22 protein-coding genes are annotated in these 24,158 nt (G+C 65.5%); 9 read left to right on the top strand and 13 right to left on the bottom strand.

The features are described 5' to 3' along the window. Positions 1 to 58: 58 nt before the first annotated feature. From FBX97_RS14880 to FBX97_RS14865, 4 genes are all read left to right on the top strand, one after another. Positions 59 to 1,177, top strand: a complete 1,119-nt coding sequence (locus FBX97_RS14880; protein WP_141832875.1) for a YjgN family protein — start codon at positions 59 to 61, stop codon at positions 1,175 to 1,177. 5 nt (positions 1,178 to 1,182) lie between these two features. Further along, a complete protein-coding gene (locus FBX97_RS14875) occupies positions 1,183 to 2,250 on the top strand; it encodes a M48 family metallopeptidase (RefSeq protein WP_141832873.1) in 1,068 nt (355 codons plus the stop codon). 170 nt (positions 2,251 to 2,420) lie between these two features. Next, positions 2,421 to 4,148, top strand: a complete 1,728-nt coding sequence (locus FBX97_RS14870) for a methyl-accepting chemotaxis protein (RefSeq protein ID WP_141832871.1) — start codon at positions 2,421 to 2,423, stop codon at positions 4,146 to 4,148. 112 nt (positions 4,149 to 4,260) lie between these two features. Next, the gene (locus tag FBX97_RS14865) at positions 4,261 to 4,662 is read left to right on the top strand and encodes a PRC-barrel domain-containing protein (protein WP_141832869.1); all 402 of its coding nucleotides are present in this window, start codon (positions 4,261 to 4,263) and stop codon (positions 4,660 to 4,662) included. 172 nt (positions 4,663 to 4,834) lie between these two features. On the opposite strand, the gene FBX97_RS14860 is transcribed toward FBX97_RS14865, so the two are convergent. Continuing rightward, a complete protein-coding gene (locus FBX97_RS14860) occupies positions 4,835 to 6,160 on the bottom strand; it encodes an amidohydrolase (protein ID WP_141832867.1) in 1,326 nt (441 codons plus the stop codon). 313 nt (positions 6,161 to 6,473) lie between these two features. On the opposite strand from FBX97_RS14860, the gene FBX97_RS14855 reads away from it, so the two are divergent. After that, positions 6,474 to 8,225, top strand: coding sequence for a methyl-accepting chemotaxis protein (locus FBX97_RS14855; RefSeq protein WP_141832865.1), 1,752 nt, complete (start codon positions 6,474 to 6,476; stop codon positions 8,223 to 8,225). Between the two features lie 103 nt (positions 8,226 to 8,328). Here the strand turns inward: FBX97_RS14855 and FBX97_RS14850 are convergent, their stop codons facing one another. Continuing rightward, a complete protein-coding gene (locus FBX97_RS14850) occupies positions 8,329 to 11,544 on the bottom strand; it encodes an error-prone DNA polymerase (protein WP_141832863.1) in 3,216 nt (1,071 codons plus the stop codon). An 82-nt stretch (positions 11,545 to 11,626) separates the two neighbouring features. Between FBX97_RS14850 and FBX97_RS14845 the strand changes: the two genes are divergently transcribed. After that, positions 11,627 to 12,421, top strand: coding sequence for a PhzF family phenazine biosynthesis protein (locus FBX97_RS14845; RefSeq protein ID WP_141832861.1), 795 nt, complete (start codon positions 11,627 to 11,629; stop codon positions 12,419 to 12,421). Next, a complete protein-coding gene (locus FBX97_RS14840; RefSeq protein WP_141832859.1) occupies positions 12,418 to 12,846 on the top strand; it encodes a GNAT family N-acetyltransferase in 429 nt (142 codons plus the stop codon). Before FBX97_RS14845 ends, FBX97_RS14840 begins: the two co-directional genes overlap by 4 nt. 123 nt (positions 12,847 to 12,969) lie before the next feature. Here FBX97_RS14840 and FBX97_RS14835 read toward each other — a convergent pair whose 3' ends face one another. Together FBX97_RS14835 and FBX97_RS14830 are read right to left on the bottom strand one after the other, a co-directional pair. Then, on the bottom strand, positions 12,970 to 13,287 hold the full coding sequence (locus FBX97_RS14835; protein ID WP_141832857.1) for a hypothetical protein: 318 nt from the start codon (positions 13,285 to 13,287) through the stop codon (positions 12,970 to 12,972). A 129-nt stretch (positions 13,288 to 13,416) separates the two neighbouring features. Continuing rightward, positions 13,417 to 13,827, bottom strand: coding sequence for a DUF4259 domain-containing protein (locus FBX97_RS14830; RefSeq protein ID WP_141832855.1), 411 nt, complete (start codon positions 13,825 to 13,827; stop codon positions 13,417 to 13,419). Positions 13,828 to 14,078: 251 nt separating this feature from the next. Between FBX97_RS14830 and FBX97_RS14825 the strand changes: the two genes are divergently transcribed. Further along, positions 14,079 to 14,321 carry a hypothetical protein gene (locus tag FBX97_RS14825; RefSeq protein ID WP_141832853.1) on the top strand — a complete coding sequence of 81 codons (243 nt, stop codon included), beginning with the start codon at positions 14,079 to 14,081 and terminating at the stop codon, positions 14,319 to 14,321. Between the two features lie 8 nt (positions 14,322 to 14,329). Here the strand turns inward: FBX97_RS14825 and FBX97_RS14820 are convergent, their stop codons facing one another. Both FBX97_RS14820 and FBX97_RS14815 read right to left on the bottom strand, forming a co-directional pair. After that, the gene (locus tag FBX97_RS14820) at positions 14,330 to 14,677 is read right to left on the bottom strand and encodes a hypothetical protein (RefSeq protein ID WP_141832851.1); all 348 of its coding nucleotides are present in this window, start codon (positions 14,675 to 14,677) and stop codon (positions 14,330 to 14,332) included. Between the two features lie 28 nt (positions 14,678 to 14,705). After that, positions 14,706 to 15,575, bottom strand: coding sequence for a hypothetical protein (locus tag FBX97_RS14815; RefSeq protein WP_141832849.1), 870 nt, complete (start codon positions 15,573 to 15,575; stop codon positions 14,706 to 14,708). Between the two features lie 178 nt (positions 15,576 to 15,753). Between FBX97_RS14815 and FBX97_RS14810 the strand changes: the two genes are divergently transcribed. Continuing rightward, on the top strand, positions 15,754 to 16,071 hold the full coding sequence (locus tag FBX97_RS14810; RefSeq protein ID WP_141832847.1) for a Dabb family protein: 318 nt from the start codon (positions 15,754 to 15,756) through the stop codon (positions 16,069 to 16,071). 16 nt (positions 16,072 to 16,087) lie between these two features. Here the strand turns inward: FBX97_RS14810 and FBX97_RS14805 are convergent, their stop codons facing one another. The 7 genes from FBX97_RS14805 to FBX97_RS14775 form a co-directional block, all read right to left on the bottom strand. Continuing rightward, on the bottom strand, positions 16,088 to 16,519 hold the full coding sequence (locus FBX97_RS14805; RefSeq protein ID WP_141832845.1) for a hypothetical protein: 432 nt from the start codon (positions 16,517 to 16,519) through the stop codon (positions 16,088 to 16,090). Positions 16,520 to 16,694: 175 nt separating this feature from the next. Then, on the bottom strand, positions 16,695 to 17,207 hold the full coding sequence (locus FBX97_RS14800) for a ferritin-like domain-containing protein (protein ID WP_141832843.1): 513 nt from the start codon (positions 17,205 to 17,207) through the stop codon (positions 16,695 to 16,697). Positions 17,208 to 17,338: 131 nt separating this feature from the next. Continuing rightward, positions 17,339 to 17,686, bottom strand: coding sequence for a hypothetical protein (locus FBX97_RS14795; RefSeq protein ID WP_141832841.1), 348 nt, complete (start codon positions 17,684 to 17,686; stop codon positions 17,339 to 17,341). Positions 17,687 to 17,747: 61 nt separating this feature from the next. Further along, positions 17,748 to 18,809 carry a glycoside hydrolase family 43 protein gene (locus FBX97_RS14790; protein WP_141832839.1) on the bottom strand — a complete coding sequence of 354 codons (1,062 nt, stop codon included), beginning with the start codon at positions 18,807 to 18,809 and terminating at the stop codon, positions 17,748 to 17,750. After that, positions 18,806 to 19,825, bottom strand: coding sequence for a LacI family DNA-binding transcriptional regulator (locus FBX97_RS14785; RefSeq protein ID WP_141832837.1), 1,020 nt, complete (start codon positions 19,823 to 19,825; stop codon positions 18,806 to 18,808). The genes FBX97_RS14790 and FBX97_RS14785 overlap by 4 nt, the downstream gene beginning before the upstream one ends. A 76-nt stretch (positions 19,826 to 19,901) precedes the next feature. Then, on the bottom strand, positions 19,902 to 21,377 hold the full coding sequence (locus FBX97_RS14780) for a glycoside hydrolase family 30 beta sandwich domain-containing protein (RefSeq protein ID WP_255517472.1): 1,476 nt from the start codon (positions 21,375 to 21,377) through the stop codon (positions 19,902 to 19,904). Between the two features lie 31 nt (positions 21,378 to 21,408). Then, the gene (locus tag FBX97_RS14775; RefSeq protein WP_141832835.1) at positions 21,409 to 24,108 is read right to left on the bottom strand and encodes a TonB-dependent receptor; all 2,700 of its coding nucleotides are present in this window, start codon (positions 24,106 to 24,108) and stop codon (positions 21,409 to 21,411) included. Positions 24,109 to 24,158: the final 50 nt, after the last annotated feature.

Here is a 24,158-nt window from a genome sequence, read left to right as displayed (position 1 = left end):
TCATCAAAGTACGATCAATGTCGCTACACTGGTATTTCTATCCGTCAACAGCGATGCGATGAACGAATCCAGCCAGCAGGACGATCCCCTTTTCTCCGCCGACGATGCGCCGCTGGCCTTCGCGTTCAGCGGCAGCGGCGGCGACTACTTCCGCATCTGGATCGTCAATCTGCTGTTGACGCTAGCGACCCTCGGCATCTATTCGGCCTGGGCCAAGACCCGCCGGCTGCAATACTTTTACCGCAACACCCGGCTGGCCGGCGCCGGCTTCGACTTCCGCGGCGACCCCAAAGCCATCCTGCGCGGCCGCATCCTGGCCGTCCTGCTGCTGGGGCTTCTATATGCCGCGTTCGGCACGTCGATCGAGGGTGGGCTGCTGGCCGGGACCCTCGTTCTCGCCGCCGTTCCATGGATCATGCGGTCGGCCTTGCGCTTCCGGCTGGCGAACACCTGGTACCGCGGCCTGCCGTTCGGCTTTGCCGGTACGCAGGGAAAAGCCTATCTGATCTACCTGTTCCCTCTGGGGATGCTGTTCTTTTCCGACGCGGTGGACGAGCTCTTGCCGGACAGCCTGTTGTCGAACGCCTTGCTCATGGCCTACTTCGGCTGGCCATGGATGCACGCCTCGATGAAGCGCTACCAGCACATGCACCTGATGTATGGCGACCAGCAGGCCGGCTTTGCCTTGTCGATGCATGCCCTGGCCCGGCCGTATGTCCGGATCGTCGTCGTGCTGTGCGCCGCCGTGGCCGTGCTGCTGCTCGTCGTCACGGGCATGGCCTCCCAGCAGCGCCCGGATGCGCAATGGGAGCGCCTGTTCGACACCACGTGGTGGATCTACGGCTACCTGTTCCTCCTGCTCGGCCTGCCCTTCACCGCGGTGCGCATGACCAACCTGGCCTGGTCGGCCACTGCCTTTCCCGGCATACGCATCACCTGCGCCATCCCGCCTGCAGGCTACCTGCGCCTGCAGGCCGTCAACTGGCTGCTGACCCTCCTCACCCTGGGCCTGTTCCGCCCGTTCGCGGCGGTGCGCACCTGGCGCTACCGGCTGGCGCATGTGCAGGTGCACGCGCCGGATGGCGCCGCGCTGACGGCACGCTATGCCGCGCGGACCAGCCGGGCCGCAACCGGCGACGGCCTGGCCGACCTGGCCGGCCTGGACCTGTCGTGGTGAGCGCGATGACGAACGCCAGCTACTTCGATGGGCACAACCCCCGCATGCAGCCGGTCACCCTGACGGTCGACGCCGGCCGCTTGCACATCGCCGGACCGGGCCTGGCACGCAGCGTCCCGCTCGGCACCGTGCGGCCGGGAGAACGGTTTGCGCGGGCGCCGCTCGTGCTGCGACTGGACGGCGGCGCCTGCTGCGAGGTGGCGCCCGGTCCGGCCTGCGGCCAACTGCTCGCGGCGATCGGCCACCGCGAAAGCCTGGTGGCGCGCTGGCACGCGCGCCGGCCGCTGGCCCTGCTGGCGCTGCCCGTGCTGGTCCTGCTGCTGGCACTGCTCTACTTGCGCGGACTGCCGCTCGTGGCCAAGCCCATCGCCGCCACGCTGCCGCTCACGGTCGACCGCGATCTCGGCAAGGCCGAGCTGGACGGCCTCGAGGCGGAAGGCGAGCTGCGGTCTTCCCGCCTGCCGGATGCGCGCGTCGCCGAAGTGACGGCCCTGCTGCCCCCGCTGCTGCCGGCGCATCCGCGGCTGCCGGTCCGGCTGCTGGTCAGGGATGGACCGGAGATGGGCGCCAACGCCTATGCGCTGGCGGACGGCACCATCGTCGTCAGCGACGACCTGGTACGCCTGTTCCAGACCGGGGACGGCCGGCTCGACGCCGAAGGCAAGGCCGCATTGATGGGGATACTCGGGCACGAAGTGGGCCACCTCGAACACCGCCACAAGGCACGCATGATCGCGGTGTCCTCGCTCGGCACGATGTTGTCGGCCACGCTGTTCGGCGATATCAGCGCGGTGGCCGCCGCCCTGCCGGCCCGGCTGGCGCGGATGCACTACTCCCGCGACATGGAACGCGAGGCCGATGCGTATGCGGCCGAGGTACTGCGCCGCCAGCATTTATCGGTCAGGCATTTCACGGATGCCTTGTCCAGGCTCGAGGAGGCGGAAGGCGATACCGCCCGGCTGCCACGCTGGGTACAGGACTCGATGGGCTACCTGTCCACGCACCCTGGGACCACTGAGCGTATCCGCCGGCTGCAAGAGATTGGCGAAGCAGACGCACGTGCTTTCAATTAACAAATTCGCACAAAATTGATGAAAACGCACACATATGGTGCATTTATTGCACCATATGTTCAATATTATCTGTTGCGTGTACGCACAAACTTTAAATAGAGATATAAAAATTGCTGTAGGGCAAAGTAGAATCGAACCCCTGTTTGTGTCGGTTATTGAAAGGATGTTCGATGTCTGCTCTTGAAAACATTAGTATCGGCAAGCGCCTGAGCGGCGGCTTCGCGCTGGTGCTGGCGATGACGCTGGCGATCGGCGGTGCCGGTGTCGTCTCCCTGGACAGCATCGGCACGGCCACCCACACCGCAATGGACGTGCCCCTGGCCAAGGAGCGCATGATCACCGAATGGCACACCCAGACCTTCGGCGCGGTGCGCCGCACCGCCGCCATCGTCAAGAGCGCGGACCCCAGCCTGATCGACTTCTTCAAGGAAGACGGTGCCAAGACGTCGGGCCGCTCGACCGAACTGATCAAAAAGATCGAACCGCTGCTGTCGAACGACGAAGAAAAAGAACAGTTCCGCAAGATCGGCGAACTGCGCAAGACCTATACCACGGCCAAGGACAACGCGATCAAGGCCAAGACCGCCGGCGACAGCGCCGAAGCCGCCCGCCTGCTGGACCAGGAATTCATTCCGGCCTCCAAGGCCTATGAAGCCGGCCTTGCCAAGCTGGTCGAGATGCAGCACCAGCACATCGACGCCACCGCCAAGGACATCGACGGCGACATCAACGGCAGCGCCCGCATCATCGGCCTGCTGTGCGCGCTGGCGCTGGCGGTTGGCGCGGTCTGCTCGTGGCTGCTGACGCGCGGCATCGTGCGCCCGATCCGCGAAGCCGTCGACCTGGCCGAGGCCGTCGCCGGCGGCGACCTGACCCGCCGCATCGAGTCGGATGCGCGCGACGAAACCGGCGCCCTGCTGCGCTCGCTGCGCGACATGAGCGACAGCCTGGTACGCATCGTCAGCGAAGTGCGCAGCGGCACCTCGACGATCCACGGCGCCGCCGGCGAAATCGCGGCCGGCAACCTCGACCTCTCGAACCGCACCGAACAGCAAGCCTCGTCGCTGGAAAGCACGGCCTCGTCGATGGCGCACCTGACCGACACCGTGCGCCAGAACGCCGACAATGCACGCCAGGCCAACCAGCTGTCGATCACCGCCTCCAGCGTCGCCTCGGAAGGCGGCGCCGTGGTCGAACAGGTGATCCAGACCATGGGTTCGATCAACGAATCGTCGCGCAAGATCGTCGACATCATCAGCGTGATCGACGGCATCGCCTTCCAGACCAATATCCTGGCGCTGAATGCGGCCGTGGAAGCGGCCCGTGCCGGCGAACAGGGCCGCGGGTTCGCGGTCGTGGCCGGCGAAGTGCGCACGCTGGCCCAGCGCTCGGCGGCGGCGGCCAAGGAAATCAAGAGCCTGATCGACGATTCGGTCGGCAAGGTCGATACCGGCGCCAGGCTGGTCGACCAGGCCGGCGCCACCATGCAGCAGGTGGTCGGCGCGATCCAGCGCGTGACCGACATCATGGCCGAGATCGCATCGGCCAGCCAGGCGCAGACCGGCGGCATCGAGCAGGTGAACAGCGCGATCGGCCAGATGGACCAGGCGACCCAGCAGAATGCGGCGCTGGTCGAGGAATCGGCTGCCGCGGCCGGCTCGCTGCAGGAGCAGGCCGCCAAGCTGGCGCAGGCGGTCGACCAGTTCAAGCTGGAGTACACCGCGCCGGCGCGGGCAGCTGCCGCAGTCCCGGCCGCACCGGCGGCCAGGGTGCCGGCCGTACGCACGCGCGCCGAACCGAAGCTGGCACGCCCTGCCCCGGCCCCGGCCCCGGCGAGCGCCCACACGACAGGCAAGCGCGTGGCCGCGACCGCCGGCGATGACTGGGAAGAATTCTGATCGACGATGCCGGCCATGCGCCGGCATTTTTTTTGCCCCTGCATGACGTATGCTTTCGTACGGAATCCAGCGGACTCGGGTTATCCTTGCGGCTCCAATGAAGGAGATCCACATGTCTTACCTGGAACGCGACGATTACGGTATGTACAAGAACAAGCACGGCAAGGGACCGGGCCCCGAACTGATGGGCGCCCACACCCTGCTCGGCGACCACGTCCATAACCTGCAGAACGAACATCTTGGGGTGATCAAGGAACTTATGGTCGACATGCGCACCGGCACGATCGCGTATGCGGTGATGTCGGCCAGCCGCTTTCTCGGACTCGGCGAAAAACTGTTCGCGGTGCCGTGGCAGGCGCTGACACTGGACCCCGGGCACAAGCGCTTTACGATGGACGTGTCGAAGGAACGCATCGCCAGCGCGCCGGGGTTCGACACGGATCACTGGCCGGACATGGCGGACCGCAGCTGGATGGGGGAAGTGCACGCTTACTATGGGACGCAGGCGGCATAAACGTCAAAGCACCTGCGTCAATTGAACTTGCTGCTCGCCCCAGAACCGTCGCCCCTGCGCAGGCAGGGGCCCAAGTTCATGGCACAGCGCAAAACTTGGGCCCCTGCCTGCGCAGGGGCGACGTGTCGATCTAGCGGACGATAACGGGCACTGCCGCCGCCCGATTACTTCATTACTTCTTCGGCGCCAGCAGATCCAGCAGGATCGCCGTTTCCGCCTTGATGGTGTTGGTCACGGTCGGCTTGAAGTCCGGCGCCCACTGCGGCGAATGGGTGCCCGGCAGCGGCTGGCCGGCCTTCTTTGCCGCGTCCAGGCGCGCGCCATCGACCGCGCCGATGTGCAGCAGCACCGCCTTCACGCCCGGCTGCAGGCCGTACTGCGAAAAGTCTTCCGAGGTCATCTTGGGCGGCATCTCCTTGACCCACTCCGGACCGACCGCGCCCTGCACCACCTTGACCATGCGCTCGATCAGCGCCGGATCGTTGTAGACCGAATCGGTGCCCGGCTGGACGTCGACCAGCGGCTCCTTGGGCGCACCGGCGGCGATCGCCTCGCCCTTCACTTCGCGCGCGATACTGGCCAGCACGCGCTTGCGCACTTCCGGCTTGAAGGTGCGCACCGACAGCGACATCGTGACCTGGTCCGGGATGATGTTGGCGACGGTGCCGCCATGGATGCTGCCGATGGTGATCACGACCGGGTCGATCGGATTGTTTTCGCGCGATACCAGGGTCTGGATCGCCATCACCATGCGCGCCGCCATCACGATCGGATCGCGCGCCTCGTGCGGCACCGCGCCGTGGCCGCCCTGGCCGTAGACCGTGATGTTGACCACGTCGGACGAGGCGCGGAACGGGCCGGCATGGTACATCACCGTACCCGACGGCATGGTGGCGTCATCGTGGAAGGACAGCGCGTAATCCGGTTTCGGGAAGCGCTTGAACAGGCCATCCTTCAGCATCGCTTCGGCGCCGTGCACGGTTTCCTCGGACGGCTGGCCGATCAGCATCAGGGTGCCGCTCCAGGCCTTGCGGTTGTCGGCCATCAGCTTGGCGGTGCCGTACCAGGCCGACATGTGCAGGTCGTGGCCGCAGGCATGCGCCACCGACACGGTCTCGCCGGCGGCAGTCTTGGTGCTGACCTTGCTGGCATACGGCAGGCCGGTCTTTTCCTGGACCGGCAGCGCATCCATCTCGGTACGCAGCATCACGACCGGGCCGGGACCGTTCTTCATGATCGCGACCACGCCGGTGCCGCCGACGCCGGTGGTCACCTCGAAGCCGAGGGACTTGGCGCGCTCGGCCAGCTTGGCGGCGGTCTGGTGTTCGGCGAAACCGAGTTCCGGATTCTTGTGCAGGTCCTGGTAGAAGGTTTCGATGGCCGGGTAGTTGGCGTTCAGCTGCTGGGCGAACGGGGCCGGCAGCGGTGCGGCGTAGGCGGCAGCGCCGATCAGTCCGGCGGCGAACAGGGTGGTACGGAGAATGCTGGATGGCTTCATGAGGAGAACTTCACTTTTTCTGGGTGAAACGAGGAATGGTAGGCATGGGTGGGCTTACCGCCTTTTTTCAGACTACCAGATCGCTCTGGATGCAACAATTTTCAACTTAACAATCTTGCGAGAGAAGTGTCGGATAATACCTACAGAAATGTGGCATAAAGATTTCTAAATGGAATTTTAATTCCCCAAAGAAACGCCTTTCATTACAATTCCCAGCTCCCGGCCAGCCCCCTTTCAACCGTGCCCATGCTCCCCATCCGAGCAGGTTCCTTCACGTGTGGCGGCCGTTTTCTGGACAAAAAAGGACTGTATTATGGGATTTCTTGGAAACATCAAGATCGGCAAGCGCCTCGGTCTCGGCTTTGCGCTGATCCTGGCAATGACTCTGGTGATTGCCGCCGTCGGCGCACTGCGCATGACCGAAGTGGCCACCGCGACCAAGGCGATGATGGCCGTGCCACTCGCCAAGGAGCGCTTGATCACCGACTGGTACAGCCTGAACTTCGCATCGATCCGCCGCACCGCCGCGATTGTGAAAAGCACCGATCCGTCGCTGGGCGCCTACTTCAAGGAAGATGCGGCGGCCTCGGTCAAGAAGGCGGCCGAACTGCTCAAGCAGATCGAACCGCTGATCGCCGCAAGCGGTCCCGAGAAAGACCTGTTTGCCAAAATCCTCGAGCAGCGCAAGGCCTACAGCGCCTCGCGCGACGGCGCCGTCAAGGCCAAGGCCGACGGCAATGAAGAAGAAGCCGCGCGCCTGCTGGACAAGGCATTCACCCCGGCCGCCCAGCGCTACCAGGACCTGCTGCAGGAACTGGTGACGATGCAGCGCGCCAGCATGGACGCGACCGCGGGCGGCATCGACGACAACGCGGTACGCAGCACCAAACTGATGATGATCCTGGCCGCCTGCGCCCTGCTGGCCGGCGCCGTGTTCGCGTGGCAGCTCACGCGCGGCATCGTGCGTCCGATCCAGGACGCCGTGACGGTGGCGGAAACCGTCGCCGGCGGCGACCTGACCCACCGCATCGACGCTTCGGCCCAGGACGAAACCGGCGCCCTGCTGCGCGCCCTGCGCCACATGAACGACAGCCTGGTGGGCATCGTCAGCCAGGTCCGCGGCGGCACCGACACCATCGGCACCGCCTCGCGCGAAATCAGCGCCGGCAACCTCGACTTGTCGAGCCGTACCGAGCAGCAGGCCAGCGCGCTGGAACAAACCGCCGCCTCGATGGAAGAACTGACCACCACCGTGCGCCAGAACGCCGACAACGCGCGCCAGGCCAACCAGCTGGCGATCGCCGCCTCCGAAATCGCGATCCAGGGCGGCACCGTGGTCGGCGAAGTGGTCACCACGATGGGCGCGATCAACGACTCGGCCAAGCGCATCGCCGACATCATCGGCGTCATCGACGGCATCGCCTTCCAGACCAATATCCTGGCCCTGAACGCAGCCGTGGAAGCGGCGCGCGCCGGCGAACAGGGCCGCGGCTTCGCCGTGGTCGCGTCGGAAGTGCGCAACCTGGCCCAGCGCTCGGCGGCGGCCGCCAAGGAAATCAAGGAACTGATCACCGCCTCGGTCACCAGCGTCGACGCCGGCGCCCGCCTGGTCGACCAGGCCGGCACGACGATGGAACAGGTCGTCACCAGCATCCGCCGCGTGACCGACATCATGGCCGAGATCACCAGCGCCAGCCAGGAGCAGACCACCGGCATCGAGCAGGTCAACCACGCGATCGGCCAGATGGACCAGGTGACCCAGCAGAATGCGGCCCTGGTCGAGGAAGCGGCGGCAGCGGCGGCGTCGATGCAGGACCAGGCGGCGACGCTGGCGGACGTGGTCAGCGTGTTCAAGCTGGATCGTGCGCACGGGGCTGCTGCCGTGGCACCGGCGGCCAGGGTGGCTGCGGTAACGGCACCGGCGGTGCGTGCGGCGGTGCGTGCGGCGGTGCCGGCTGCAAAGGCGATCGCTGCGAAGCCGGTCAAGCGCGAGCCGGCTGTCCAGCGCGCGCCGGCGAAGCGTGAGCCGGTGGCTGCCGGTGCCAGCGATTGGGAAGAGTTTTAAGTTAGCCGCAAAACGTCGTCCCCGCGAAGGCGGGGAGCCAAGTTTGCCAGCCTCTCGATAACGCAAACAAAGCCCGCTGGCCACGCACGATGCGCATCGGCCGCTAACAAAAATCCCGGCTCCGCGTATCCAGCTTCCCCAGCAGGTGCGACATATCCACCAGCCGCTTGGCAACCAGGTGCCGCACCTCCCCTTCGCGCTGCCACACCCCGTACACACCCAGCAAAGGCGCATGCAGCACCTCGCGCCGCTGCTGGTCGACCAGCGTCGGCCACACGATCACGTTGACGTTCCCGGTTTCGTCTTCCAGCGTCAGGAACAGCACGCCCTTGGCCGTGCCCGGACGCTGGCGCACGGTGACGATGCCGCAGGCGCGCGCCAGCTGGCCGTTCTGGAAGTCCATCAAGACCTCGGCCGGAATGAAGCGCTTGGCCAGCAGCTGGGTGCGCAGCAGCGCCAGCGGATGGCGGCCCAGCGTCAGGCCTTGCGCGCGGTAGTCGCCGACGATGTCCTGGCCTTCGCTCGGGGGCGCCAAGAGCGGCGTCTCCTCGACCGGCTCGGTCGGGCGCAGCAGGTCGCGGTCGGGTACCGCCCCCACCGCTTCCCACAAGGCCTGGCGCCGGTGGCCGGCCAGCACGCCCAGCACATTGGCGCCGGCCAGCACCTGCAGGTCGCCGCGGTCGAGGTGGGCACGGCGCGCCAGGTCGGCCACGCTCGCGAACGGCCGTACCGCGCGCGCTACCTCGATGCGCTCGCCCGCTTCCGCGCTCAGGCCGCGCAGCATGCGCAAGCCGAGGCGCACCGCGGGCTGTGGACGCGCGCCGTCCCGCACACTGCCAGGCGCCGCGCCAGCGGGCACGAATTCTTCCAGCGTCGAGTCCCAGCCGCTCAGCGTGACGTCGGCCGGACGCACCTCGATGCCATGGCGGCGCGCATCCTGCACCAGTTGCGACGGACTGTAGAAACCCATTGGCTGGCTATTCAACAAGGCACACAAAAAGGCGGCCGGCTCGTGGCACTTGAGCCAGGAACTGGCATAGGCCAGCAGCGCGAAGCTGGCGGCGTGCGACTCGGGAAAACCGTATTCGCCGAAGCCCTGGATCTGGCTGAAGATCTGCTCGGCGAAGGATTGTTCGTAGCCGCGCGCCAGCATGCCGCCGACGATGCGCTCGTAATACTTTTCCAGCCCGCCTTTTCTCTTCCAGGCCGCCATCGCGCGGCGCAGCTGGTCGGCTTCGCCCGGCGTGAAGCCGGCGGCCAGGATCGCCACCTGCATCACCTGCTCCTGGAAGATCGGCACGCCCAGCGTGCGTGACAGCGCCCTTTCCATTTCCGGACTCGGATAATGGACCGGGTCCTTGCCCTCGCGCCGCCGCAGGTAGGGATGGACCATGCCGCCCTGGATCGGCCCGGGACGCACCACCGCCACCTCGATCACCAGGTCGTAGAAGCGGCGCGGCTTCATGCGCGGCAGCATGCTCATCTGTGCGCGCGATTCGATCTGGAACACGCCGACCGTATCGGCCTTGCAGATCATGTCGTAGGTCGGCTTGTCGTCGGGCGGGATGTCCTGCATCTCGAACACGGTGCCGCGGCGCTGCCCGACCAGTTCGAGGCCGCGCCGCAGCATCGACAGCATGCCTAGCGCCAGCACGTCGACCTTCATCAGGCCCAGCTCCTCGAGGTCGTCCTTGTCCCACTGGATGACGCTGCGCTCGGGCATGGTCGCGTTTTCGATCGGCACCAGGCGCGACAGCTTGCCGCGCGCCATCACGAAGCCGCCCGGGTGCTGGGACAGGTGGCGCGGAAAGCCGAGCAGGCGCTGGGCCAGCGAGGCCCACTGCTGCGACAACGGCGCTTCCCGATCGAGGCCGCTGTCGGCCAGGCGGTTCAGCAAATCCGCCTTGCCATCGAACCAGTGGTGCTGCTTGCAGACGCGCTCGACGATGGCCAGGTCGATGCCGAGCGCGCGTCCGCTGTCGCGCAGCGCGCTCTTGGGCCGGTAGCTGATCACCACGGCCGCCAGCGCCGCCCGCGTGCGGCCGTACTTGCGGTAGATGTACTGGATGACTTCTTCGCGGCGCTGGTGCTCGAAGTCGACGTCGATGTCGGGCGGCTCGTTGCGCTCCTTCGAGATGAACCTTTCAAATAACAGGTTCGCCCGCGCCGGATCGACTTCGGTGATGCCCAGGCAGTAGCACACCGCCGAATTGGCGGCCGAGCCGCGCCCCTGGCACAGGATGTGTTGCGAACGCGCGAAGCGCACGATGTCGTACACGGTCAGGAAGTAGTGCTCGTAGCCCATCTCGGCGATCAGCATCAGCTCATGCTCGACCTGCTGCTGCACCGCCGCCGGGATGCCGTCGCGGAAGCGCCGGTGCGCGCCAATATACGTTTCGCTGCGCAGGTAGCTGCTGGCGGTGTGGCCGGACGGGACCACTTCGTCCGGATACTCGTAGCGCAGCTCGTCCAGCGAAAAGGTGCACAGGCCGGCGATGCGCAGCGTCTCCTGCAGCGCCGCGCGCGGATAGATGTTCCCGAGGCGCACGCGCGAGCGCAGGTGCTGCTCGGCGTTCTGCGCCAGCGCATAACCGCATTCGGCCACCGGCTTGCCGATGCGGATGGCGCTCATCGTGTCCTGCAGCGGCTTGCGCGAGCGTACGTGCATCACCACGTGGCCGAGCGCGACGATGGGGAGCCCGTGCTGCCAGCCGACTTCCTCGATGGTGGCGCGGTGCGCATCGTCGAAGGCGCGGTGCAGCAGGTTCAGGCCGATCCAGGCGCGTCCGGGGAACACGCGCGCCATCCATGCCGCCTGCGCGTGCAGGCGGTCGACGCCGGCCGGCTCGTGACCAGGATACGCCGGCAGCAGGATCGCCAGACAATCCGGCATGCCTTTCAAATGCGTCAGCTGCGGCGGCGGCGCATCGAGGTCGGCGGGACGCAGCAGGTAACTGCCCTTTTCGCTGCGCGTGCGCCCCAGCGTGATCAGCTCGGACAGGTTGCCGTAGCCGTTGCGGTTCTGCGCCAGCAGAATCAGCGACAGCGCCGGCTCGCCGCCTCCGCTGTCGTCGTGCAGGTGAAAATGCGCGCCGACGATCAGCGGCAGCTTTGCCTTTTTCGCCTCCCCATGCGCACGCACGACGCCGGCCAGCGAACATTCGTCGGTGAGCGCCAGCGCTGCGTAGCCCAGCTGCACCGCCCGCGCCACCAGTTCCTCCGCGTGCGAAGCCCCCTGCAGGAAGGAGAAGTTCGACAGGCAGAACAGCTCGGCATAAGCTGGCAAGCCCTGGATGGATGATGGCGGATCGGATAGCATGGATGGGCGGCAGATTTATCTTAGCTAAAAGAAATACTGTATAAAAACACAGTATAACTTACGAACCCGACAATTGCGAAACATGCACGTACACGCCTTGATCTGCTTCAGTTCGAGTCCCGGCCAGGGCAACCCGGCGCTGGTGATCGAAGGCGCGCCGCGCGACAGCGCCGCCCGCCAGGCGCTGGCACGCGAACGCAACACCACCTGCGTCTTCCTCGACGAAGACGGGGCAGGCACCCAGGTCGATTTCTTTTACCCGCACATGCGCAGCCCGCTGTGCCTGCACGCGACGCTGGCCGTGGCCGCTGTGCTGTTCGCGCGCCCGGGCGCGCCGGCCACGATCGCGGTCGAGACAGCGCTGAAGGGCCAGCGCCTCGAGCTCGCGCGCGAGGGTGCCGGCTATTTCGTGAAGCTGGCGCCGCAGGCGGTACCCGCCATCGACGTCACCCCGGCGCAGGTGGCGGCGCTGCTGGCCGCACCCGCCATCGCCCTGCCCTCGCCGCCGCGCCTGGCCTCGGTCGGCAGTCCCAAGCTGCTGGTGGAGGTGGCGGACACGGACGCGCTGTATGCGCTGGCGCCGGACCTCGCGGCCATCGCCGACTGGGGCCATAAAAACGGCGTCAGCGGCATCTACGCCTGGTGCCGCCGCACGGACGGCGACTACGAAGGCCGCAACTTCAACCACCTGGACCCGGCCCTGGAAGACAGCGCCACCGGCGTCGCGGCCGGCGCGCTGAGCGTGGCGCTCGGCCAGGGGCTGACCCTGCGCCAGGGCCGTGCCACCGGACGCGATTGCCTGATCCGCACCCGCGTCGACGGCGCCGCGGTGCTGGTCGGCGGCGCGGCCGAACCGGCCGGCCAGACCAGCGCATGACGATTCGTGAAGCCGGTCCGGGAGACTTCGAGCGCATCGCCGCCCTGTTCGGCCAGCTCGGCTACCCGAACGACGCCGGACAATTGGCCCGGCGGCTGGCCGCGCTGCCGGCGGGCGACACGATACGGGTGCTGGTCGCACAGGAAGGCGACACCGTCGCCGGCGTGGCCGTGGTGCACGTGATGGCGCCGCTGCACGTGCCGGACCGCTGGGCGCTGCTGTCCGCGCTGGTGGTCGACGATGGGCAGCGCAGCGGCGGCATCGGCGCCGCGCTGCTGCAGGCGGCCGAAGCCTTTGCCCGCGAACACGGCTGCGCCCACCTCGAACTGTCCAGCAATGTGGCGCGCACCCGGGCGCACCGATTCTACGAACGGCAGGGTTATCGGGAAAAGCGGATGCGCTTCGTGAAAATGCTGGTGCCGTGAGATTGCCATGGCTTGGTGAATCCCAACGGTGCCCCATCGGTCAGAATCGCCATGGTGAGCCTTGGCCGGGACTTGCAACACACGCGTCGATGCCTGCATGCCGCTCATGAAGAATTGGCGCGCCTAACGCTCCTGCTTGTCTTGCCCTTCACTATCATTGTCTTTCGGCACAACGGCTAACGAACCCATAAAAGCCACCAGGACTGCCAGAAGGCCAATACCCACCGAAGTAAGGATAATCGAGGGCGCTAGTCCGTAGCGAACAAGCTTTTCAAACGCTACGCTTGGCCCGTTACGTATCAGTACATTGAGAAACAAACACCCATAAGTTGCGAGCGTTACAGAAAGAAAAACTATCTGATATTTGAATCCGCTCATCCATGCCGCAAGCCCAGGGCCAAATAGACCACCGAGTAGGCCGGCGAATACGCCATCCATCATGACCCTGTCCTGTTCTTCGTTGTTACCGGAGAATGGGAATACGCCTTGCACCGCAACTGTACGCCTCGGCGCATTGAATGAGCCCTCCACGCCAGACCTGAAGCCGGCCATGTCCGCATCACGCCAGCGCTATGCACCAACGCGCGCCATCAGCGCCTTGAGCGCCGCCCGCCACGCGTCCGAGTCATCCGACTCGTCCCAAAGCTCCATCAATTCGGAAGGCTCGGTCTGTATGCGATCAAGGGCCTGGCGCGCCTTGCCAATCAAGCTTGCCGAAGGTTTTACCTTGACGCGCTGTAGCCATGCATCGACATTCCAGGATATTTCATCCTGAGTGCCGACATTGCCTTGTGACCGCGCCACGACTTCTGCAGCCGCAATGGCCGCGCATGCTTCCGGTGCTTCGAGATAGTCACTACCGGTGTTGATCACTGCATCGAGTGCGGATTCGACAAAGCTGAAATCATCCTGCTCTTCCAGTTGTGCCACCCAATCGCAGGCGTCATCGTTGCCGAACGACTCGTAAGACCAAGCTCCCATTCAATTCTCCTGTTGTACGGCTTTTTATATTGTCTGTTTTTGAATGGCCAGGCATGAGACCTTGCCACTCGAATCACCGGTGTATCAGCCGCGCCACGTTGTCGTTGCAAGACTTACCACTGATATGCCTGCCTGGTGCGGAATTCATCCTGCCGTTACGCGACTGCTGTATTCTCGGTGACTTATCCACCTCGACGAGTGCGCCGCCCATGCAAACCCAAACGACTCTTCCAGACAGCGTTGTCGCCCTCATGACCTATGTTGACGATGCCGGGTGGACCGAGCACGCCGAGCTCGTCGTTCAAATCATGATGTCGAGCGTCCATCCTGACGTCGAGTCGTCGGTCGCCACGGCCGCTTTCCTGCCCCGCAGCGTGCGCACCAACGTCGCCGGTTTCCTGAGCGAGATGCTGGTCGACGGTCTCAGTAACGAGCAGCGCAACGCGATCTTTTCCTGGACCCAGTGCTGGGCGCTGGCCAGCCTCGACCAGTAACACCGATCTCAGGTCAAGCTGGCGGAGTTGTCTGGCGTCGCAAATCTTTTCAGGAGCCAGCTGCACACTGAAAAGATGGCAAACGTCAGCATCCACATCATGAGGTTGAGGTCGTCGATAGGCCCACCTTTTCCATCCAAGCCGTCGAGCAGAAAAGCGGCCCCGCCCGGAAAAGGGATGGCACCATGGCCGCCCGCAAATATGCCGGGACTCAGCATGGCGGAAAATCCCAGACTGAAGAGGCACGTGCCCACTATCCCAAAACGGCGTATGAATGCAAACCATAGCGCCGCGTAGAAGACTGTCGAGATCAACAGCCAGATAACGAGCGGCCCGCTCGAAGACGATGCGATCAACTTTCCTCCCACAACGATAAGCCGCGCTTCACCATCCCTCGAGTAAGAAAATGTGCCGGTAGCGGTAAACGTAATCCGGCGCAAAATCGCCTGCAGGACGCGGGTAGCGCGCCAGCGCGAAGTTGCTCTTGCCTTTCAAGTAGTTGACCAGGCTGTTCCTGATCTCGCGCGGATTATTCAGTTCCTCGTTGGCCAGGTTGCGATAGAACGCGCCGCGCGAATTCTCGTCCACGTCGAGTTGGTCGACTGTCCAGGTGATGGTGCCGTTTGCCGGTACGAATTCCATGTTGAAACTGCCCGACACGCTGTTGCGCAAGGCCACGCGCGGATAGCGGACCTGGGACACCAGTTCGTTCACCACGCCGATCAAGTAGACGCAACTCTGGAACGTTGCCGGCGGCATGGTTTCCAGCGCCCTGTTGAAGCCGTCCTGATCGTTCATCGGGTCGGCGGCGGGAATGCAGCGCGACGGATACGCGATTTGATCGCCACTGCGGGCGGCCCACCAGATGGCCATGCCATTGTCGCGGCCGGGGCGGGCATACCCCGCCGCCAGCCGCTGGATCGCATAGCGCTGGCCCGCCTCGTGCGCGCGCATGTAGAGGCCGGCCGCCTTGTCCCAGTCCGGCTTGACGCACAATCCTTCCTCGTACATGTTCCCGGCCAATAGCATGATGTAGGGCTTTTTCGCCGCCAGGCCGGACTTGATCGCGCCCACGGCGCTCGAACACAGGCCGTCGCCCAGCATTCTTTCGATCGCTTCGGTTTGCATGCGTTCGCTGCGTTCCGCGAGCGTTTCCTTCGCATGCGCCGCACCGGCCCAAAGCCATGCACCCGAGAGTAAGGCAGTGCTCGTCCATAACAGAAATCGTTGATTCAGGCGGGAACCGGCGTTCATGGTCAGGCGTCGTTGTCGTTATCGGTATGGCCATATCATCCCATACCGGCGCACCCGAAAATGCGCGCTTTCTCACCGCGACCTGGCCGCGTCCATGCAATCGCCGGCGCGCCAGCGGCACCCTGCAGGCCGCGCTGGGCGATGCTAAGATAATGATCCATTGTTAACATGACCGATCATGACCAACCCATCCACCACCCTGCGCCACGTCGTCCTGTTTGCCTTCAAGGACGAGGCCAGCGCCGAACAGGTCCAATCCATCGTCGACGGCTTCAAGGCACTGCCGTCCACCGTGCCCGGCATCACCGCCTATGAATGGGGCACCAACGTCAGCCCGGAAGGCTTGAACGACGGCTTCACGCATTGCTTCACGCTGACCTTTGCCAGTGCCGAAGACCGCGACACCTACCTGAGCCATCCCGAGCACCAGCGCTTCGTCGGCACCCTGGGAGCCGTGCTGGCGCGCTCGCTGGTGCTGGATTACTGGGCGCAGTAACCCCCCCGCAGCCGGATCAGGAGCGCAGCCGCGCGCGCTCCTGGTCGCGCTCTTCGTCCGCCTGGCCGCGCAGCGAACGCAGGAACAGCCCGAGGCCGCCGAAGGCCAGCGCCAGGATGAAGATCAGCTCGAACGCCGACATGGTGCGCAGGTTCATGCTGACCGACGAGATCACGCCGAACACCATCGCGCCGAAGGCGCCGACCGCCAGCAGCCAGCCGAAGAAGTTACGCGCGTTATAAAAGATCATGGCGATGCCGATCACCAGCGGCATCAGGATCATCCCGCCGGTCACGCCATAGCCGCCGATGCCGAACAGGCGCGCGCCCATGCCGAAGGTGGAACTCACCACCACCGAATTCAGCAGCAGATAAAAGCCGCCGCACATCAGGATCAGGCCGAGGAAAAACTGGCCCGCACCGCCGCTGGTTCCGCCTGCACCTTTCATTGCCGCCTCCTTTCGATGTGTGATGCGTTCAATTAAACAGCTGGCAATAAAATAACATCACAGCGGCGCCTGCACCGCGGTAAAAGACGGCATTTTTTAACGTGGGAATGGAAAACGGGGCCGCGTGGCCCCGTTGCCGCCCAGGCCGGGCGGGCGCCCGGCCGAAGGGAGGGATTCAGACTTTCGCGGTCACGCCGGGCTGCTCGGCGCGTGCCAGGAAGGCTTGGGTGACTTCCGGCAGGTGTTCCAGCAGCCAGGCCGCCATCGCCTTTTCCTGGACGATGATCTGTTCGCAGGCCGCCTGGGTCGCCGTGTCGCCGACGGCCTGTGCCGCGGCGATCAGCGAAGTGTAGCTGGCGATTTCGAGGTTCTCGAAGACGTAGCCGGCCATGGCGCCTTTCACGACTTCGTCGCTGGTCGTCATGCCGCCCACGGCCTGGCCGAAGGCCATCAGCTTGCCGCCGAGGTCCTTGACGATCGAATTGCTGATGCCGCGGCGGGTCAGGCATTCGTCCAGCAGGCGCTGCTGGCCGCGCGTTTCCTCAATGTGCTGGACGATGCGTGCACGCAGCGCCGGATAGTGTTCCAGGCGCTCGGCCTGGGCGGTGAGCATTTTTTCGGCCTGCTGCTCCATCGCGTGGGCGTCGCGCAGCCAGTCGTTGAGGTTGTCGTTTGCCGTGGTCGTCATGATTCCTCCGCTAAAGGTAAGTTGATGTCGGCGGCAGCCATGCATGCAGCATGATCTCGAGCCCGCCAAGTCTCCTACCTTCGCAGAGTCGCCGTGCGGCGTTTGTCAGTTGCCTCACATTGCGAGGCAATTTATTCGTCGAATTCCTCGGCGAGGTTCTTCCAGCCGCGGCTCTTGGCGAAGGCCGCGAATTCCTCGGGCGCCTCCAGCACGATCAGGCGGCTTTCCTGCAGGCCAGGGTCGCTGAGGCCGAAGTCCGGCCCCTTGTAGCCGAGCGCACGCAGGCGATCGACGATCTGGCGCAGCAGCACCGTGTCCTTGTGCGCGCCGGATTCGAGTTGCGCCTTGAAGTCCACGTACACGTCAATGATCCCGTAACCCTCGTCGAAGATGCGGATGGCCTTGACGTCGAGGGTACGGCCGTTGCTGTCCTTGGCCTGGAAGGCGCCGGACAATTCAATATCGGAATCGGTAGTCATGGCCACAGCATACCACCGGCGCGCACGGCGCGTCGCCGGTGCGCACGCTGCCTCGGCCGCCTCAGCCGCCTGCCGCGAGCGGACGCGGTTCCACCCCTTCGCGGGTCATCTTGACCGGCTTGATGGTGCCGTCCTCGTTGAAGGTCAGGTGCTCGATGGCCATTTCGCGGTGGTTACCCTCGTTGTCGCCCAGCGGGCGGCGGTGGTAGGCGATGTACCAGTCGTCGGTGCCGGGCACGTTGACGATCGAATGGTGCCCTGCCCCGCGCGCGATCTTGCCGTCCTGCGCCAGGATGGTGCCGATGCGCTTGAACGGGCCAGTGGGCGAATTGCCCATCGCATACGCCACCTTGTAGTCCGGCCCGGTCCAGCCGCCCTCCGACCACATGAAGTAATAGATGCCCTTGCGCTTGGCCATGAACGAGCCTTCCACATATTGCGGATCCGGCGTGATCTCCTTGTAGGTAGTGCCGTCCGCGAATGGCAGCACGCTCAGCAGGTCGGGCGCCAGGCGCACCACGTTGGCGTGTTTCCAGCCGCCGTAGTACATGTAGATCTGGCCGTCGTCGTCCTTGAACACCATCTGGTCGATCGGCTGGGCGCCGTTGTGGATCTCGCCGATCAGCGGCTTGCCGAGGGCATCCTTGAACGGCCCTTCGGGACGGTCGCTGACCGCGACGCCGATGCCGCCCAGCTGGCCGTTGGCCTTGATGTCGTTGGCGCCGAAGAACAGGTAGTACTTGCCCTTGTGCTGCACGGCCGAGGGCGCCCACACCGCGTAGGCAGCCCAGGACACGTCGGCAACGTCGAGCACGCGCCGGTGCTTTTCCCAGTGCACCAGGTCGCGCGACGAGAAGGCGTCGAGGAAGGTCTGCTTGAGGTAGGGTTCCCAGATCAGGTCCTTGCGCGCGCGCATGCGCTGCTGCTCGGGCGTGAATGCCGCCGAGCGCTCCGGCTTGCCGAGATCGTCCGAATAGGTCGGGTAGATCCAGTACTGGCCATCGAAGGCGCGGATCTCGGGATCGGCATACCAGCCGGGCACGATCGGATTCGCGGCCTGGGCATCGAGGCCGGCGGCCGCCAGCAGCAGCACCAGGCTGCGCAGCGCAAGGGACTTCTTCATCGGGCATTCCTTTCACAGGTGACCAGCGAGGCCCGCATGCTCACGCTGACCGGAAAGGTGCGCGTGACGGGCTTCTGCAGGCCGTAACAAAGATTGAGTAATTCGGCGACGCCATTGCGCGTCATTTCGCGCCATGGAATGTGCACCGAGGTCAGGCGCGGCGCCGCATAGGCGGCGGCGGGGGTATCGTCGTAGCCGATCACGGACACGTCCTGCGGCACGCGGATGCCGGCTTCGTGGAACCAGGACAGCGCGCCCAGCGCCATCTCGTCGTTGGCGCAGAACAGCGCGCTGAAGCGGCGGCCCGAGGCGACCAGTTCCTGCGCCGCGGCGTAGCCGGCGCCAGAGGAGAAATCGCACTCGGCCGCCCACAGTGCGCGGGTATCGATGCCGGCGGCTTCGAGTTCGCGCATGAAGCCGTCCATGCGGTCGATGTTGTCGGCCACCGTGGACGGGCCGGCGATCACCGCGATCTCGCGGTGGGCATGGTCGAGCAGCGCGCGCGCGGCCAGGCGGCCGCCCAGGCGGTGGTCGACCGTGAAGCTGCGGCCGGCGCTGCTGTCGAAGCTGTGGTTGAGCGCCACCAGGCGGTCGCGCTTCGGTCCCAGCGTGGCCAGGTCCTCGTCCGTGAACGGACTGGTGAGGACGATCACCCCGTCGCAGCCGTGTTCGACCAGGAAGCCGACGCCCTCCACCGCCTGGCGCCGCGCATCCTCGCGGCTGACGCCGAAGGCCACCATCATGTGCAGGCCGGCGGCGCGCAATTCGGTGTCGATGACCTGCAGCAGCGAGGTATAGAAGGTGCCCGACAGCAGCGGGATATACACGCCGATCATGCGGCTGCTGCCGTACAGCAGCGAGCGTGCCGCGTGCGAGGGCCGGTAGCCCAGCGCGTCGATCGCCTTTTTCACGCGTTCCAGCTTGGCCTGCGATACCGAACCCTGGCCGCGCACCACGCGCGACGCGGTGCCCAGGCCGACGCCGGCCAGGCGGGCTACGTCCTTGATAGTCGCCACGAACAGTCCTCAGTCGTTGTTATCCTTATATTCCAGCCGCCCAAGCATACTATAGGTTGCCCGGGCGGCTGCCGGATCAACGGACCGCGGTCTGGATCGCGTGGGCTGGAATGTCGACCTCCACCTCGGCGCCGTCGACCACCAGGCGGTAGCGCTGGGCCTTGTCGGTCTGGTTCAGCACCACCACCGCCAGGCTGCCGTCGGCGTTGCGGAAGGCGGTCGCATCCAGCGTGCTGCGGCTGGTGGCGGCGCTCACGCGGCGTGCCTGCGGCCGGATGTACCGGGTGAAGTGGCCCATGTAGGCGTAGCTCGGCGTGAAGACCAGCTGGCCGTCGTCGCTGGCGTGCAGCAGCGCGAAGCAGTAGTTGCCGACGTGGTTGGGGCCGCCACGGCTGTCGAGCAGCATGTTCCAGTCGACCCAGCCCGACGAGCCGGCGTTCAGGTCGGCCAGGATCTCGCTGCCGTAACGCTCGCCGTTGGCCCAGGACTGCATCTGCGACGCGTCGAACTTCTCGACCGAGGACTCGGTCAGCAGCAGCGGCACGTCCGGGTACGCCTCGTGCACGGCGGCCAGGTTGCGGTGCATCGGCATGCCCTTGGCCCAGGTCTCGTACCAGTGGTAGCCCACGCCCCAGATATAAGGACGCGCCTTGGGGTCGGACAGGATGGTGCCGGCGCGCTGCGGCAGCAGGTCGCGGTTGTGGTCCCAGACGATGACCTTCTTGTCGCCCAGCCCCGCCGCCTTCAGCGCCGGCCCCAGGTGGTCGCCCAGGAAGCGGGTCTCTTCGTCGGCCGTGAAGATCATCGATTCCCAGGTCTGCTTGGCCATCGGCTCGTTCTGGATGCTCAGGCCCCACAGCGGGATGCCGGCCTTTTCGTAGGCTTTCACGAAGCGCACCACGTACTGCGCCCACAGGTCGCGGTACTCGGGCAGCAGGCTGCCGCCGCCCAGCATGCTGCCGTTCGACTTCATCCAGGCCGGCGCGCTCCAGGGCGAGGCGAAGGTACGCATTTTGGTGCCGTAGGACGCGCCCGCGGCCAGCGACTGGCGCATCAGCGGCACGCGGTACTTCATGTCGTGCTCGATGCTGAACGAATCGAGCGTGCGGTCGCCGTCCTTCACGTAGGTGTAGCTGGCGCTGCTGAAGTCGGAGCTGTGGATCGTGGTGCGCAGGATGCTGTAGCCCAGGCCCCCCTTCGGATCGAAGTAGGCCGCCAGGAAGGCCTGTTGCTGGTCGGGCTTGAGCTTCGCATACACCTCGGCGGTGGCGTCGGTGACGGCGCCGCCGAAGCCGAACACTTCCTGGAACTGCTTGCGGGTGTCCACGAACACCGCGGTTTCGGTTTCCATCGGCTGGGTCGCCGCGCGCGGGCTGCTGGATGCCTGCTGCGCGAAGCGCCGGTTCGAACCCTGGGCCGTCGTGTAGATCTGCCATGGTCCCTGGGCCTGGGCCCGGGCTTGCGCCGGCGCCGCCATCGCCACGCCGCTACACAGGCTGCCGCCCATCACGGCTGCGCCGCACAGCAACTGCATCATTTCTCGTCTTTTCATATGCGTCCGTCTCCTTGTTCGAATACCCAGCTTACAGCTTGTAGTTCAGGCCGACCAGCACCTGGCGGCCATAGGTCGTGTAGCGTTCCGGGGCATAGGCGCCGCTCGAGAACGGGCTGCCCTGGATGGTCTGGTAAGGCGCGTTGTTCAGGTTATTCGCCTGCACCATGATCGACAGGTTCTTGTACGGTCCCTCCTGGAATTCGTAGCCGATCTGCAGGTCGATCTGCTTCTCCGCCAGGATTTCGCTGAAGGCGCGCTGGGCGAACAGGCCGGTGACTTCGCCGCGGTATTTCGAGCGATAGCGCTCGCTGACGCGGGCCGAGAAGCCGTTCTTTTCATAGAACACGGTCAGGTTGGCGACCACGCCGGACAGGCCCGGCAGCTTTTCCGAGGTGCCCGGTCCGTTCGGATGGATCGAACTCTCGGTGCCGGAGGCGCTGGCCTGCACGCCGAAGCCGTCCAGTCGCTGCGCGAACATCCCGAACTGCAGCGAGGCGGTGAGCTCGATGCCGCGCACGAAGCCGCCCTGGCCGTTGGCCGGCTGGTTGATGGTGCCGATGTTCTGGATCGGGACCACGGTGCTCGGGTTGGGGAAGCCGGTGTAGTCGAACTCGCGCTGCTGGTTGTAGATATAGCTCTTCAGGTCCTTGAAGAAGTAGGCGGCCGACACGTAGCTGCCCTTGCCCAGGTAATGCTCGAGCGACAGGTCGTACGAGTTGGCGCGCCACGGCTCCAGGTTCGGGTTGCCGCCGCCGCCGTTCCACATGCGGGTGGTGGCATCGACGCCGGCGCCGATGCCGGCGCGCATGTCCGACATGCGCGGCCGCGCCACGGTCTTGGCGGCGCCGAAGCGCAGGTAGGTGTCGCCGACGTACTCGCCGAGGTCGAAGTTCAGGTTCAGGCTCGGGAGCAGGTCGTTGTACGAGGTGCCGCCGGTCAGGTCGGTGATCACGCCGCCGTTGACGGCCTTGCCGCGCGCCTGCTGGTCGACGTGCACGTACTGCACGCCGGCGTTGCCGCGCACCGGCACCCGGCCGAGCTGGGTGTCGATGCCGAGGCGCGCATAGCCGAGCGTCTGTTTCTCGATGACGCCCCAGTCCTGCTGGGCGACGTCGGTATCGACCGGCATCTTGTCGTAGTAGCGGTCGAGGGCCGCGCGCGGGTCGAAGCTCAGCACGCCCGGGATGCCGGCCCAGGCCAGCGAGGTGGTCGGCTGGATGATGTCGCCGTCCACCGTGGTCAGCGCGCGGTTGTTCTTCAGGGCGTAGCGCTGCGACACGTCCTCGTGCGACTTCTCGCGCCGGGAGTAGCTCAGGCCGGCCTGGAAGTCGCGGAAGAACCCGTCCAGCTCGCGCTTCACGTTCACCTTGGCCGCGCTCAGCTTGTCCTCGACGATCGGGTGGTGCATGGTGGCGTCGTGGCCCCAGCCGCCGACGTCGGCCAGCTTGATGATGCCCGGGTTGGTGAAATCGACCGAGGGCGTAAAGGTCGGCAGGCCGGCGCCGGTCGGGATCCGGAAGCCGAAGTTGTTGTCGGCGGCGCCCGAACCGGAGCGGCCGAGGCCGGCGTAGGTCTCGGAAGTGGTCTCGCGGCGCTTGGCCGACGAATACGACAGGTCGCCGTCGGCGCTCCACTTGTTCGCCAGGCGCAGGCTGGTGTTCCAGCCGGCGGCGAACAGCTTGTCCTTGCGCGTGTTGTAGTCGTTGCGGACGATCGGTTCCAGGTTGACGATATTACCGCCTGTAAGCAGGCGTGTGCCGCCGATAGTCGAGATCTGCGGGTTGGTGTAGGTGACGGTATCGGCCGAATTCCACATCATGCCGCGCATGATTTCCTTCTGGTCGAACTGCGAGTAGTACAGGTCGAGCACGGAGCGGAGGTCGCGGTTCGGCTTGTAGTCGATCACCGCCATCAGGCCGTCGCGCACCTGCTTGCGCGAGGTCGCCGTGACTTCGGCGCCCTTCAGCGCGGTGACGTCCTCGTTCCCCGGCGGCAGCTTGTTGTTCTGGCCCCACCACCAGGACTTGTATTCCTTCTGCTGGCCCGGCGAATCCAGGTGGGCATAGCCGATCGCCAGGCCCAGGGTGCGGTTCATGAACTGGTCGATGTAGGAGATCGAGGCGCGGCCGCCGTTGGCCGACCAGCCCGAATTGATGCTGCCGTTGCCGTTATGCTCGCCGCGCACGTTGAACGCGATCGTGCGTTCGCGCCGGTCCAGCGGGCGTACGGCGCGCAGGTCGATGGTGCCGGACAGGCCGGCCGCGGTCATCGCCGCATCCGGCGTCTTGTACACGGTGACGCCGCCCAGCAGTTCGGACGGGTACTGGTCGAATTCGGCGCTGCGGTCGTTGCTGGTGCTGGTCTGCTCGCGGCCGTTCAGCAGGGTGACGCCGAAGTCCGGCGCCAGGCCGCGCAGCGAGATCACCTGGGCGCGCCCGGCCACGCGCTGCGCGGTCAGGCCCGGCAGGCGCGCGATCGATTCGGCGATCGAGGAATCGGGCAGCTTGCCGATGTCTTCGGCGGTGATCGCTTCGACGATGGAATCCGAGTCCTTCTTGATCGCGATCGAGCTTTCGATACTGCCGCGGATGCCGGTAACCACCACCTTGGACGCGGTGTCCAGGGTGTCTTCCTGCGCCAGCGCTGTCGTGCTCCACAGCAGCATGGCGCAGGCGGCGGCGATCGGGGTCACGGAAAGCGGGTGGCGCTTGTTGCCTTGATAGGCCATGTCATGTCTCCAGTATTTTTTATAAGGGTTGGAAACGTTGCCAAATCGGG

It is taken from the genome of Herbaspirillum sp. SJZ107 (assembly GCF_006715485.1).
Lineage (GTDB): Bacteria > Pseudomonadota > Gammaproteobacteria > Burkholderiales > Burkholderiaceae_D > Telluria.
The sequence above is the reverse complement of the archived record's forward strand: the minus strand, read 5'-3'. Positions and strand labels throughout refer to the sequence as shown.